Raw genomic sequence first — 13061 nt, forward strand, 5'->3', positions numbered from 1 at the left:
CGGCTTGTCGCGGCTTATCGCCTTGGTTTAATTGACGACAGCGGCCGAAGCCGGGGCAGGCAGCCGGGAGATTTCGCGCTTCAGGCCGGCAATGTCGCTTTGATTGCGGGCGATGCTGTCCTTGAGCTCGGCCACGCGGTCCAGGTAGCGCTGGTAATTACGGCCCTCAATGCCCTGTTTTTCAGGCTCACCGTTGTTGAATTCTTTTTGCTGCTCGGCCAGCTTGGCTTCGGCCTTTTTCAACTCGGCCTCAAGGATGGCGCGCGAATCGTTGTCGCGGGCCCGCTGTTCGGGGCTGCCATCGGTGCGCGGGCCACTGGAGCCTGCGGCCGCAGCCACACGAACCGCGGCTTTGGGCACCGGCGTGCTCTGCATCACCGTCACATTGCCGCCGGACAGCAACTTGCAGCTCCGGTTTTGGGCATCTTTGGTGTTGTTGATGTATTCAGGGGCCGCACCTCCGATGCCTGCGCAGCGGTATACCTGCTGCGCCCATGCAGCATTCCCTGCGCCAGCCAGCAGCAACGACAAGGTAGAAAGCAATAAGGTGTGTTTCATAGGAACTCCCGATACCCAGGAAGGGCGAAGGACGGTCTATCAGTATGCGGCAAAGGTGCAAAAATACAAAGCCAGCAAACCCACAACCTGCCGGGGCAATAAAAAAGGACGGCATCTGCCGTCCTTTTTTGACCACAAACTGTACAAATAAACAGTTGGCGGCCGGAGCATTCTCCCCTGATTACAGGGAGTAGTACATCTCGAATTCGATGGGGTGGGTCGCCTGGCGCAGGCGGGTGACTTCACCCATCTTCAATTCAATGTAGGCGTCAATCATGCTGTCGGTGAACACTCCACCCTTGGTCAGGAAGCTGCGGCCCACGTCGAGTGCGTCCAGCGCCTGGTCCAGGCTGTGGCACACGGTTGGCACTTTTGCGTCTTCCTCGGGCGGCAGATGGTACAGATCCTTGGTGGCGGCTTCGCCCGGATGGATCTTGTTTTCCACGCCATCCAGACCCGCCATCATCAGGGCCGAGAAGCCCAGGTAAGGGTTCATCAGCGGATCGGGGAAACGTGCTTCGATACGGCGGCCCTTGGGATTGGCAACGTAAGGAATGCGGATCGATGCCGAACGGTTTTTGGCCGAGTAAGCCAGCTTGACCGGTGCCTCATAGCCAGGAACCAGACGCTTGTAGCTGTTGGTGCCTGGGTTGGTGATGGCATTCAGGGCACGTGCGTGCTTGATGATGCCGCCGATGTAGTACAGCGCGAAATCAGACAGGCCTGCATAACCGTCGCCGGCAAACAGGTTCTTGCCGTCTTTCCAGATGGACTGGTGAACGTGCATGCCGGAGCCGTTGTCGCCGACAACAGGCTTGGGCATGAAGGTGGCGGTTTTGCCGTAGGCGTTGGCCACGTTCTGTACAACGTATTTCAGGACTTGCGTCCAGTCGGCGCGCTGAACCAGCGTGCTGAAACGGGTACCGATTTCGTTCTGGCCGGCGCCGGCCACTTCGTGGTGGAACACTTCAACGGGGATGCCAAGCGATTCGAGGATCAGGGCCATCTCGGCGCGCATGTCTTGCGTGCTGTCGACAGGAGGCACGGGGAAATAGCCGCCTTTGACGGTCGGGCGATGGCCGCGGTTGCCGCCTTCGAGCTTGGCGCCCGAATTCCATGGCGCTTCGTATTCTTCGATCTTGAAGAAGGTACCCGACATGTCGGTATTCCAGCGCACGTCGTCAAAAATGAAAAATTCGGGCTCGGGACCGAAGTAAGCGGTGTCGCCCAGGCCGGAAGCCTTGAGGTAAGCCTCTGCGCGCTGCGCGATGGAGCGCGGGTCGCGGTCATAGGCCTTGCCGTCGGCGGGCTCGAGCACGTCGCAGCTCATGAACAGCGTGGTTTCTTCAAAGAACGGATCGATGTTGGCCGTCTTTGGGTCAGGCATCAGTTGCATGTCGGAGGCTTCAATGCCCTTCCAGCCGGCAATTGAGGAGCCGTCGAACGCATGGCCCGACGTGAATTTGTCTTCGTCAAAGTGGGACACGGGCACGGTCACGTGCTGTTCTTTGCCCCGGGTATCGGTAAAACGGAAGTCAACAAACTTGACTTCGTTTTCCTTGACCATTTTCATGACGTCTGCGACGGTCTTTGCCATCAAAATCTCCTGTTGCTGGATGGGTGGTTGAAAAATCTATTCGGGCTGTCGAATGCACTTTTTGTGCCACAGACATTGGCGCTTCAGTTTCCTGCCAAGCCTCGGATTGTGCCGCTGATTGTGCCGTGATCTGGCTTCACTTCCCGCCTTGGCACAGCCGAAAATACAAAAAACACCTGGCAGTAACAAATGCACCAATTAAGTGCGAATCGCTAAGTGCACATATTTGGGGCTGTTATTTAACGCACCAATTCGGGGCCGAATTTCAGGTCGAATTTGTGCAGCCCCGCCAGCATGACGGGATAGGCCCGGTTCACCGCTTCAGGGGCGCCTTTCACCCCGAGCTCAATATGCCGGCCATATTCAGGGTGATCCACGCTCGGCAGGCTGAAGACCTTGACGCCGGAATGCGCCGCTTCAATATCGAGCATCAAGGGCGTGAGCATGGCCTCCATGGACCCAAAAATGATCACTGACTTTTCGGTGTAGGCCGACTTTTGGTGCAGGTGGGTATAGCCTGAATCCAGCACGCCTTCAATCATGGGCCAGGCCATGACCGGGAAACCGGGCACAAAGTGAACGGCCCCCTGCCCCGCTCGGCAGGTAAAGCCGGGAATCTTGTTGTAAGGGTTCGAAATAATCTCCGCGCCGACCGGAAACACGCCCATGTTCAGGCGATGGATGTTGTCGTCCCGGTCAGGCTCGTAGGGCGTGCCCTGCTCTTTGGCCACATCCGCCATGCGTTCGAGGATCAGTGTTTTGGCCGTGGGATGCAGCGCAAGGTCAACGCCCAACGCTCTGGCGGCGCACTGCCGGGTGTGGTCGTCAGGGGTGGCGCCTATACCGCCGCAGGAAAAGACCACGTCGCCGTGTTCACGCGCGGCGGCAAAGGCCCGCGCCAGTGTTGCCGTGATGCGGGCAGGGTCGTCGCCCACATAGTCGGCATAGGCCAGCTGCAAGCCGCGCGCGCCCAGCAGTTCGATGGCTTTGGGCAGGTGTTTGTCGGCGCGTTTGCCGGAAAGGATTTCGTCGCCGACGATGATGAGGCCAAATTGTGGGGTCATGTTCAGGCTTGTCAGGTAACGGGTTCAGGGTTGTGATTCGGGCTTGCCGCCCAGCGAACCGAAGCTCGGCGCCGGGCCTGGAAGGGCTTCCGGGGCCAGTTCAGTTGCTATCGATTCAATAGCTGCTTGCGCAAGCGGGTCGGGCGCCAGGGCATTATTCTTCTTGCGAAGTTGTTCCAGGGCCGACAGCGTGTAGTGCGCAAACCAGAGCGAGGAAAACGCAAACACCAGGGTGTAGATCCAGATGGCCACCGGCACCAGGATGGGCGCCATGGCCACAAACATCGCGCCCGAGGCCCACAGCAGGCTGGGAGCCGCGCCGAGGTAGCCGCTGAACACACCGATCGCCAGCAACGGCAGGCGATGCTCCTTGAATATCTGGCGCCGCTCTTCACTGCTGGCGTGGTCCACCATGGCGTCATAAGACATGACACGGTAGGTCAGCCAGCCCCAGATCAGCGGAGGCAAGACCAGGATCAGCGGCGGAATCAGCCAAAGCGGAATCGAAACGACCAGCGCCACCACGGCCAGCAAGGTCGAGCCCAGCGACCAGAACAAACTGGTGAACAGTGAACCGCCCCGTTTGCGCTCCATCTGGGGAAAGCGCCGTTCAGCCACCAGGGCCACCATGGCCGGCGTCATGAGCAGCGCCACAAAGAGCAGCGAGACGATGATGATCACGGGGATGATCAAAAGCAGGAGCAGCACCTTGGGCAGTACAGACTGCAGCTGGCCCAGGCCCAATCCCTCCAGCCAGCGAACCATGGCATCAACCAGCTCGAAGCTCCCAAGTTGCACGCGGATGGCTTCCGCAGCACTGTCCCAGAAGAAGTAGCCCAGGGTCAGCGAAACCACCCCCATGATCACCAGCGGCAGGATCGACAGCACAATGACCCGCGGGTGCAGGCAATACATCGCGGCGCGCCAGAAGGCGTCTAGGAGTTTGCTCATGACCGACAGGATAACGCAGCCCCATGGCTACCGAAAACACGGCGGATGTCTTCAACCCAGCAGAGCCGCGGGACTGGCTCTGCCAGACCGCAGGCGGGCGGCCCCCTCGGGGGCAGCGCATTACACGAAGTGAAAAGCGTGGGGGCTCACGCCTCAGGCCCGGCCAAACAAGCGCTTGATGCCCATCCATTGCTGCGACCAGAAACCTTTACCGTAGTCACGGTTGGCTTCGACCTGGTCGCGAATGCCCGTCGGGTCATAGCGCTGCTCAAAATTGACCGTGCGGAACAGCATGTCCCACCAGGGCAGCAGCACGCCGAAGTTGTGGCCCCCCAGCGTTTTGGGGCCATGGCTTTCGTGGCCAATGCCGATGCTGTGGTGCAAGCGGTGAAAGCGCGGGCTGATCCACAGGCGCTCTCCCACATGTCCGAACCACATCCGCACATTGGCATGCTGAAAGCTCTCGCTGAGCTGGGTAAAGGCCACGATGGCAATGAACTGCCCCGGCGCCACGCCGATGAGTTGGGCCACCAGCACGACGATGGAGTCGACCAGGATGTCGTCGAGCAGGTGGTTGCGGTTGTCGCTCCACATGGTCATTTGCCGCTGCGCATGGTGCAGCGAATGCAGGCGCCACCACCACTCGATCTGGTGCTGGCCGCGATGCGTCCAGTACGCCACAAAGTCAAACACCACGAGGTAGATCGCAAAGCTGACGACGGCGTTGTCCGTTACACCCGGCCGGAGTTGGTCTAAATGGAAAGTGCCGTAGCCAGCGGTGCGCAGCGCGCCAAAAGCCTCGTCAAACCACGGGTCCAGCGTGAAAAAGAGCGCGATGCGGAACAGGCCCAGCCGGTGAATCAGGGTGTAGAGCACGTCGGTGCGTATGGTGGCCCGGTCCAGCACGGGTTCTACCGGCCGCCAGCGCTGCAGCGGGCCGACGATGGCCAGCAATATCAGCACCTGGATCACGCCCACCATGAACCAGGCGGTGGCGTCGTAGCCGTCTTCCAGCAGGTTGCCCATGCCCAGCGCAAACATGGCCGGCTGTACGGCCGACTCAAACAGCCACTGCTGCGCCATTGAAAAGAGATCGCTGAACCAGTCCATGCGGCTTATTTTGAAGGCCTGGCAGGTGCCGGCGCGGCCTGCGACGCAATCCAGTCTTTGTACTGGGGATGTTCCGCCAGGGTTTTGAAGCAAAAGCCCCGCGACTGCAGGCCGGTGATGAGCGGCTCCAGCACGGCAGGCGCCCAGGGGTCCTTGCGCGACCAGATGCCCAGGTGGGCCAGCAGGATGTCGCCGGAGTGGATGTCGCGCAGTGCCTTCTTCAGCAGGAAATCATTGCCGAACCTCTCGCTGGCCAGCTCATCACCCAGGAAACCAGCGGGCGACCAGCCCACATGTTCAAAGCCGCAGGACTTGGCCGCCGCCAGCAGCGCGGGCGAGGTTTTGCCGCCCGGCGCGCGGAAAAGCGGCAGTGTTTTTTTTCCGGTGATTTCTTCGAGGCGCTTGCTGGACTTGCCGATTTCTTCGCAGTACTGCTTCGCCGTCCAGGTGAAGTCCTTGCCTTCCAGCGGACCCGCAGAAGGCCGCATCCTGAACTGCACCGGCGCATCGGGTGCGCCGGGTACATCGCCCCGCCAATAAACGTGGTCCCAGGTGTGCGAGGCGAATTCGTGGCCTTCACCAGCCCGTGCCTTCCACCAGCCAGCCCACTGTGTGCCCAGGCTGCCATCGCCGGTTTGCGTGCGCTCGTTGGCGGCAAAGAAGGTGACCTTGACCTTGTGCCTGTTCAGCACCTCAGCCATCAGCGGTGCAACCGCCATGTGTCCAGTGTCCAGTGTCAGGTAGACGGGTTTGCAGGCCGCTTCGGCCTGCTGCGGTGCATTTTGTGCGGCTTTTTGTGCATTGTTTTTGCCCGCAGCCCATACAGGATGAGCGCAAGCAGCTATCAAAAAGATAGCGAGCAGCGACCGTATCGGACTAGGTGCAACGGTGGTCCGGAGGGACTCTCCAACCAAGCCGGGGCCGCGGAACCGGCTTCGCCGGGCCGCAGGCGCAGCGGCCCCCCCGGGGGGCAGGGAGCTACACGCAGTGAGCGACCGTGGGGGCCTATCTAGGTGCGTGGTCAAGTGTCCAGACGCCATGGGGGCTCTTTCCAACATTGACCTGCCGGACGATCTTGTGGCTTGCCACGTCGATCACCGTGAGCTTGCGTGCCCAGCGCGATGTGACCAGTATCTGCTTGCCGTCACGGCTCACGTCGATACAGTCAGGGCCGCCCGGCGCGGGGTAGTTGTCCACCACTTCCAGGGTCTGCAGGTCGATCTTGCTGATGCTGTTGGCCACGCGGTTGCTGACCAGCACATGGCGTTTATCGCCGAAGGCGCGGAACGCGTGCGCGCCGGCGCCGGTCTTGATGACCTTGGTGCGCTGCGGCTGCGCGCCGCTCACGTCATACACCTCGACGGCGTCGCCGCCGGTCAGGCCCACCAGCAGGTGCTTGTCGTCGGCGGTGCCGTACACGTCAGCCGGGATGGAACCGGTCTTGACGCGCCACTTGATGGACTGGCTGGTCAGGTCGATGGCGATCAGCTCGTCGCTGTCCTGCATGGTCGAATAAATCGTGGTGCTTTTGGTGTCTATCCACAGGTGGCTTGGCGTCCGGCCGGTGGCCACCCGCTTGGCCAGCGTGATGTCCTTGCCGTCCCACTTGTAGATGTCGATGTGGTTGAGGCGGTTGGCGGCCGTGACAAACCATTTCATGTCGGGAGAAAAGCGCAGCTGGTAGGGGTCGATGATGCCGCGCACCGTGCGCTGCACTTCAGCGGTTTTCGGGTCGATGAAGGTGAGCGAGTCCGACAGCGCGTTGGCAACAATCACCGATTTTTCATCGGGCGTGAGGTACAGGTGATGCGGCTGCTTGCCGGTGGCAATGCGTCTGGTTTCCGTCCAGGTGGCCGGGTTGATCACGCTGACACTGTCTTCAAGCGAGTTCAGCACAAAAACAGGTGTTGTGATTCCCGTAAGTGCGGCACCAGCGGCGGCCGTCTGGGCAAAGGCGGTGGAACATGCCAAACCGGCAAGGGCAAGCAGCCAGGCGGCGGCAAAACGGACGAAAACATTCACAAAAACGGTCTTTCTACGTGCAACCAGCTAGTGTACCGGGCGTCAGCCATGGCAAATGCCTGAAGGTACCCAAAAGTCTTCTGCGGCCCCTTTTCCCAACGCCAGATTCGCCCAATCGTTTACATCCTTTACGATGCAACGATGAATTTGATGGAGATCAACGGCGCGCGCCTGGAGGTCAGGCACATCGCCGGGCGCGCTGACCTCGCTCCGGTGGTTTTCCTGCATGAAGGCCTGGGCTCGGTCAGCCTCTGGACGCAGCGCGGCCTGGACTGGCCCCAGGCGGTATGCACGGCAACCGGACGGGCGGGTATGGTGTATTCGCGACGCGGCTATGGGCAGTCAGAGCCCGTACCAGACGTACGCGGTGAACCGGCAGAGCAGAACGGCCAACGCACCGGCCGCCTGCTGCCTGACTACATGCACCGCGAAGCCTGGGAGGTGTTGCCCGCGCTGCTGGATACGCTTCGGGTTGAAAACCCCGTGTTGCTCGGCCATTCCGATGGTGCGAGCATCGCCCTGCTCCACGCCAGCCGCCACCCGGTGGCGGCTTGTATTGCGATGGCGCCGCATGTGCTGGTGGAAGACATCGCCGTTCAGGCCATTTCCCAGGCCACTACCGCGTTTGAATCGGGCGGCCTGCGCGAGCGGCTGGCACGCCACCATTCCGATGTGGACGTCGCTTTCTGGCAATGGAACGATGTCTGGCTGTCGCCGGCCTTTCGCAGCTTTGACATCCGGCCGGACTGCACGCGCATTGCGGCGCCGCTGCTGCTCATCCAGGGGTTTGATGACGAGTACGGCACCATGCGGCAGCTGGACGAGATTGCGCTGGCAGCACCTCATGCCCGGCAACTGAGGCTGGCCACCTGCGGACACTCACCCCAGCGCGACCAGCCTGAAAAAACGGTTGAAGCGATCACTGACTTTCTCAAAGACATCGATTGAGCCGTTTGGCAGTCGCTACGTTTTTCATAGCTGCTTGCGCCCGTCGCTATTGGGTTACAGGGTTATTTCATCCATAAAACAAGGCCTGAACCGTCTTTTCAACGGGAAACAGGCGCCGCTCAAGCCTCTTTGACTTCGATGTGGTACGTCGCCCAGGGACACCAGGCAAAGCGCGCCGGCAGTGGCTTGGCAGCCATGTCGGGAAAACGGTCCGCGTCATACACAGCCCAGAGTGGTCCCAGCCCTCCGAGCGCCATGGGCTGGCCGTCCAGGTGGGTGGCCACGATGAAGCGGTACTTGCTGGCCTCGGCGGCGGTGACCTGGGCGGCGTAGCCGTCCACGGCGCGCAGGAAAAGCGTTGTCTTGTCGGTCAACTTCACGCCGGCAGCTTTCATGACATCAGCCAGCAGGGGGCCTTTCAGGGTGTGCGGCTTGCTGTCGTATTCCAGCGTCGGCTTGATGGTGACGGCCGGCAGCGCGGTGAGTGCGGCAAAGTCAAAGACATGGGCCTTGTCGAACTGGATTTTCTGCTTGCCCATCATCTGGTCGAGCACCGGATCGAAGGCGCCGCGGTTGCCCGCGCCGATCCGCCCGCTGACAGTCAACAGGATCGGGCCTCGCGACGCTTTGGGTGCGTGCTGCGCCAAGGCCAGCGACGGCGCGGCCACCGCACCGATTGCGGCGGCATTCAGGAATTGACGGCGTGGATTCATGTTTCCTCCGAGTGGTTTTTTGCGAAGCTGGCAGCGTACCGCTTGCCGCCGCGTTTGGGTCTGATTTTTTTACCGGTTTCAGGGGGTTTTGACCGAAGGCGCTGAAATGCTCGCCATGTCTTGCGGCGTCAGCCAGCGCCATCCGCCGGGTTTCAGGTCAGGCGGCAAATCCAGCGAACCAATACGTGAACGGTGCAGGCCGCCCACTTCCTCGACCCGGTTGCCCACCGCGGCAATCATGCGCTTGACCTGGTGGTATTTGCCTTCGGTAAGCGTCAGGATCAGCTGGTTCTCACCGGTTTTTTCACATGCGGCGGCTCGCACGGGCTTGGGGTCGTCGTCCAGCACCACGCCAACCAGCAGTTTCTGGATTTGCTTGTCGTCGACCGGGTGCTTGGCGCGCACTTCATATACCTTGGGCACATGGTGCTTGGGTGAACTCATGCGGTGGATGAACTTGCCGTCATCCGACAGCAGCAAGAGGCCGGTCGTGTCCTGGTCCAGCCGCCCCACGGCCTGTACGCCGGCAGCCGCCCCACCGCCGCGCTGACGTATGGGCGCCGGCAGCAGCGTGTAAATGCTGGGGTAAGTGCTGGGCTTTTGCGAGCATTCGTAGCCGGCCGGTTTGTGCAGCATCAGGTAGGCTTTCTCGTGGTACTCCCAGGCCACGCCCTGCACCGTGAAGTGCAGGCCATCTGCTATGAATTCCATAGCTGGTTCCGCACAAGGGACACCCCCTACAGCCACAAAACCCTGTTGAACCAGCCCCGCGCACACGCGCCGCGTGCCAAAGCCCTGGGAAAAAAGAATTTCTTGAAGTTGCATGCTTGCCATGGGAAGTATTGTCGCCTCAGCAGCGGAGCAATTGGACGGAAAAACGGGCTGGCGGCCTACTCCAGTGAGGCATCGCGCTCCGGACAATACGTCATGCAAATGCGCAATCGACCCTTTATGACCGCCGGCCTGGCTTTCGTTTTCGGCCTGTCCGCCGCCCTCCTCGCGCTGAACTTCACGGCCGGAGAAAAAAAGATCGCAGAGCAGCTGCCCCGCCTCTACGGCAGCGCTGATCCCCAATTCATGCGCGCGATGGGCAGCTTGCTGGGGCCGGGCATCACCGGCGGCAACCAGGTAACGGAGCTGCTCAACGGAGAGCAGATATTTCCGTCCATGCTGCAAGCCATTCGGGGCGCCACCCGCAGCATCACTTTCGAGACCTATATTTACTGGTCGGGCGAGATTGGCAGGCAATTTGCAGACGCCCTGTCGGAACGTGCGCGGGCCGGCGTCAAAGTCCTGGTTCTGCTGGACTGGGTGGGGAGTTCCAAAATGGACGACACCCTCTTGCAGGAAATGCAAACGGCGGGCGTTCAAATCCGAAAATTCCACAAACCCCACTGGTACAACCTTGCGCGCATGAACAACCGGACACACCGCAAACTCCTGGTAGCGGACGGCAAGCTGGGCTTCACTGGCGGCGTCGGGATCGCGCCCAACTGGACCGGATCGGCCCAGGATCCAGACCACTGGCGTGACACGCATTTCCGTGTGGAAGGCCCGGTGGTGGCCCAGATTCAAGCCACTTTTCTGGACAACTGGCTCAAGGAGACCGGTGAGGTCAAGCACGGGGAGGATTACTTCCCCCCACTGCAAGCGGCAGGAAGCAGCGGCGCCCAAATGTTTTCGAGCTCCCCGTCCGGCGGCAGCGAAAGCATGCAACTGATGTACCACCTGGGCATCACGGCAGCAGACCAGAGCATTGACCTGTCCATGGCCTACTTTGTCCCAGACGAACTCAGCAGCAAGCTTTTGCTGGATGCCCTCAGGCGCGGCGTGCGGTTGCGGTTGATTACGCCGGGAAAAATCACCGATACGGAAACCGTCCGGTCGGCCTCTCGCAGCACCTGGGGGCCACTTCTGGAGGCGGGAGCGCAGATTTACGAATACCAGCCAACCATGTACCACTGCAAGGTGATGATTGTGGATCAGCGAATGGTTTCCGTGGGCTCCACCAACTTTGACAACCGCTCTTTCCGGTTGAACGACGAAGCCAATCTCAATGTCTACGACACTGCTTTTGCGGCACATCAGACTGGGGTGTTTGAGCAGGACCTGACTCGCGCACGCCGCGTCAGCCTCGAGGATTGGCAAAACCGGCCGCTTCTCGAGAAACTGAAAGAACGCCTCGCGCAGGTGCTTCATTCCCAGCTCTGAGCGGCCGCGGCCGGACAACGTACGGTCTTGCGGCGGAAATGAAAAAAGAAAAAAGCCCAACCTTCACAGGCCGGGCTTTGATGGATGGTGGAGCTGGGGGGATTTGAACCCCCGTCCGCAAGCCTTGTTCGGGCAGATCTACATGTTTAGCGGTCTGATTTGAGTCTCGCCACCTGTGTCGCGCAGTCGCACGCTACACAGGACGCCAGCACCCTATTTTCTCGCCCCGGGTTAAGGTACCCAGCCCGGAGCCAGCCGATGAAATTATCTTTACAGCCGGGAGCATTTAACTTGCGCTAAACACCCCTTGCCCAGCCCATCGGCCTGCTGTTGTAAAGCTCACTGGCAATTAAGCAGCGAGTGCGAAACGTTCGTCGTTTGCAGTTAGTTTGTTTGAATCAGTTTTACGAGCACACTCAGCTCGACATGCACCACACCGCGTCCGAACCCACGTCGAAACCAATGCAGCCCCAGAAGGCCTAGTTTACGCCATTCGCAGCAAATTCAAGAGCGCGCCGGGCGCGGTGATGGTGGCGTCGGCTTTCCAGTCCCCGGTATCGGCGGTTTTGCCGAGGTAGCCGTAGGCGGCGGCGACCGTGGGCATGCCCGCGGCCCGCCCTGCGACGATGTCGCGCTCGTCATCACCGACATAAATGCAGCGCCCGGGCGCAAGCTCTAGCTGGCGCGCCGCTTCCAGCAAAGGGGCCGGATGGGGTTTGGCATGCGGCGTGGTGTCGCCACTGATGATGGTTTTTGCCGTCTTGAACAAAGGCATGGCCTTGGTCAGCGGAATGGTGAAGCGGGCGGACTTGTTGGTCACCACACCCCATTTGAGGCCCATCTGGTCGATGCGGGCGATCAGATCCGCCACGCCCTCAAACACCGAGGTGTTTTCGGTCATGCGCGACTCGTAGTTGCTGAAAAACTCCTCCCGGAGCTCGCCAAAGCCGGCGTCTTCCGGCATCAACCCAAAAGCCACGGCAATCATGCCGCGCGCACCCGCTCCGGCCATGGGACGGTAAAGCGCAAGGGGCAGCGCTTCCAGGCCACGGTCCGTGCGCATTTTGTCGGCCGCGGCGCCCAGATCAGGGGCACTGTCAATCAGGGTGCCGTCGAGGTCGAACAGCACGGCATCGGTGTCTTGGAACATGTGGCGCAAATATGGGTAAAAACGAGACTCAGCTCTTTTGCGTGGCCAGCAGGTAATTGACGCTGGTGTCCGCACTGAGCCAATAGTGGCGTGTCAGGGGGTTGTATTCCATGCCCCGGGTTTGCTCAAGCGAGAGGCCGGAGGCGCGGCAGTATCCGGCCAGTTCACTGGGTTTGATCAGTTTGGCGTACTCGTGGGTGCCGCGTGGCAACATATTCAGTACGTATTCCGCCCCGACGATGGCAAACAGAAAGGCCTTGGCATTGCGATTGATGGTCGAAAAAAACACATACCCCCCAGGCTTGACCAGCGCGGCGCAGGCTTTGACGATGGAAGACGGGTCGGGCACGTGCTCCAGCATTTCCATGCAGGTGACAACGTCAAAACGGCCAGGCTGCTCGGCTGCCAGCGCTTCGGCGCTGATTTCGCGGTATTGAACACCTTCCGTCTGGGCTTCCAACGCGTGAAGCTGGGCGACTTTCAGCGCTTTGGTCGCCAAATCGATGCCCAGGACATCAGCGCCCCGGCGCGCCATCGAATCGGCCAGGATGCCGCCGCCACAGCCGACGTCGAGTACACGCAGCCCTTTGAGTGGAACCAGGCTCTCGATCCAGCCCAAACGAAGCGGGTTGATCTGGTGCAAGGGGCGAAATTCACTCTCGGTGTCCCACCAGCGATGAGCCAGGTCTGAGAATTTCGCCAGTTCGGCAGGGTCAAAGTTATCGCTAATAGACATG

At 60.6% G+C, this 13061-nt stretch carries 13 protein-coding genes and 1 other RNA gene; 2 read left to right on the plus strand and 12 right to left on the minus strand.

All coding sequences use genetic code 11. The annotated features are described in order from the left end of the window. Positions 1-27 precede the first annotated feature (27 nt). From AC1D11_RS09825 to AC1D11_RS09855, 7 genes are all read right to left on the minus strand, one after another. Positions 28-558 carry a hypothetical protein gene (locus AC1D11_RS09825; protein WP_477646275.1) on the minus strand — a complete coding sequence of 177 codons (531 nt, stop codon included), beginning with the start codon at positions 556-558 and terminating at the stop codon, positions 28-30. A 181-nt stretch (positions 559-739) separates the two neighbouring features. Beyond that, positions 740-2155, minus strand: a complete 1416-nt coding sequence (gene glnA / locus AC1D11_RS09830; RefSeq protein WP_431097519.1) for a type I glutamate--ammonia ligase — start codon at positions 2153-2155, stop codon at positions 740-742. 239 nt (positions 2156-2394) lie between these two features. Beyond that, positions 2395-3219 (minus strand): competence/damage-inducible protein A, encoded by an 825-nt coding sequence (locus tag AC1D11_RS09835; protein ID WP_477646276.1) that lies wholly within the window; start codon positions 3217-3219, stop codon positions 2395-2397. A gap of 24 nt (positions 3220-3243) precedes the next feature. Further along, on the minus strand, positions 3244-4170 hold the full coding sequence (locus AC1D11_RS09840) for an EI24 domain-containing protein (RefSeq protein ID WP_477646277.1): 927 nt from the start codon (positions 4168-4170) through the stop codon (positions 3244-3246). 153 nt (positions 4171-4323) lie between these two features. Next, on the minus strand, positions 4324-5280 hold the full coding sequence (locus AC1D11_RS09845) for a sterol desaturase family protein (protein WP_477646278.1): 957 nt from the start codon (positions 5278-5280) through the stop codon (positions 4324-4326). A gap of 5 nt (positions 5281-5285) precedes the next feature. Further along, on the minus strand, positions 5286-6152 hold the full coding sequence (locus AC1D11_RS09850; RefSeq protein WP_477651041.1) for a polysaccharide deacetylase family protein: 867 nt from the start codon (positions 6150-6152) through the stop codon (positions 5286-5288). A gap of 133 nt (positions 6153-6285) precedes the next feature. Further along, complete coding sequence (locus tag AC1D11_RS09855) at positions 6286-7302, minus strand: YVTN family beta-propeller repeat protein (protein WP_477646279.1); 1017 nt, start codon at positions 7300-7302, stop codon at positions 6286-6288. A 141-nt stretch (positions 7303-7443) separates the two neighbouring features. Here AC1D11_RS09855 and AC1D11_RS09860 point away from each other — a divergent pair, with 141 nt between their 5' ends. After that, complete coding sequence (locus AC1D11_RS09860) at positions 7444-8250, plus strand: alpha/beta fold hydrolase (RefSeq protein WP_477646280.1); 807 nt, start codon at positions 7444-7446, stop codon at positions 8248-8250. 119 nt (positions 8251-8369) lie between these two features. Here the strand turns inward: AC1D11_RS09860 and AC1D11_RS09865 are convergent, their stop codons facing one another. Together AC1D11_RS09865 and AC1D11_RS09870 are read right to left on the minus strand one after the other, a co-directional pair. Beyond that, a complete protein-coding gene (locus AC1D11_RS09865) occupies positions 8370-8963 on the minus strand; it encodes a putative pterin-binding protein (RefSeq protein WP_477646281.1) in 594 nt (197 codons plus the stop codon). Between the two features lie 78 nt (positions 8964-9041). Continuing rightward, the gene (locus AC1D11_RS09870) at positions 9042-9788 is read right to left on the minus strand and encodes a pseudouridine synthase (RefSeq protein ID WP_477646282.1); all 747 of its coding nucleotides are present in this window, start codon (positions 9786-9788) and stop codon (positions 9042-9044) included. 108 nt (positions 9789-9896) lie between these two features. Between AC1D11_RS09870 and AC1D11_RS09875 the strand changes: the two genes are divergently transcribed. After that, positions 9897-11174: a phospholipase D-like domain-containing protein gene (locus AC1D11_RS09875; RefSeq protein WP_477646440.1), complete on the plus strand. Its 1278-nt coding sequence runs from the start codon at positions 9897-9899 to the stop codon at positions 11172-11174. Between the two features lie 85 nt (positions 11175-11259). On the opposite strand, the gene ssrA is transcribed toward AC1D11_RS09875, so the two are convergent. The 3 genes from ssrA to ubiG all read right to left on the minus strand — a co-directional run bounded on the left by ssrA (position 11260) and on the right by ubiG (position 13060). Beyond that, positions 11260-11646, minus strand: a transfer-messenger RNA (tmRNA) gene (gene ssrA / locus AC1D11_RS09880). A gap of 12 nt (positions 11647-11658) precedes the next feature. Then, positions 11659-12324 (minus strand): HAD-IA family hydrolase, encoded by a 666-nt coding sequence (locus AC1D11_RS09885; RefSeq protein ID WP_477646283.1) that lies wholly within the window; start codon positions 12322-12324, stop codon positions 11659-11661. Positions 12325-12352: 28 nt separating this feature from the next. Next, positions 12353-13060, minus strand: coding sequence for a bifunctional 2-polyprenyl-6-hydroxyphenol methylase/3-demethylubiquinol 3-O-methyltransferase UbiG (gene ubiG, locus AC1D11_RS09890; protein ID WP_477646284.1), 708 nt, complete (start codon positions 13058-13060; stop codon positions 12353-12355). Between the last annotated feature and the right edge of the window lies 1 nt (position 13061).

This window comes from Polaromonas sp. P1_E11 (assembly GCF_056405995.1).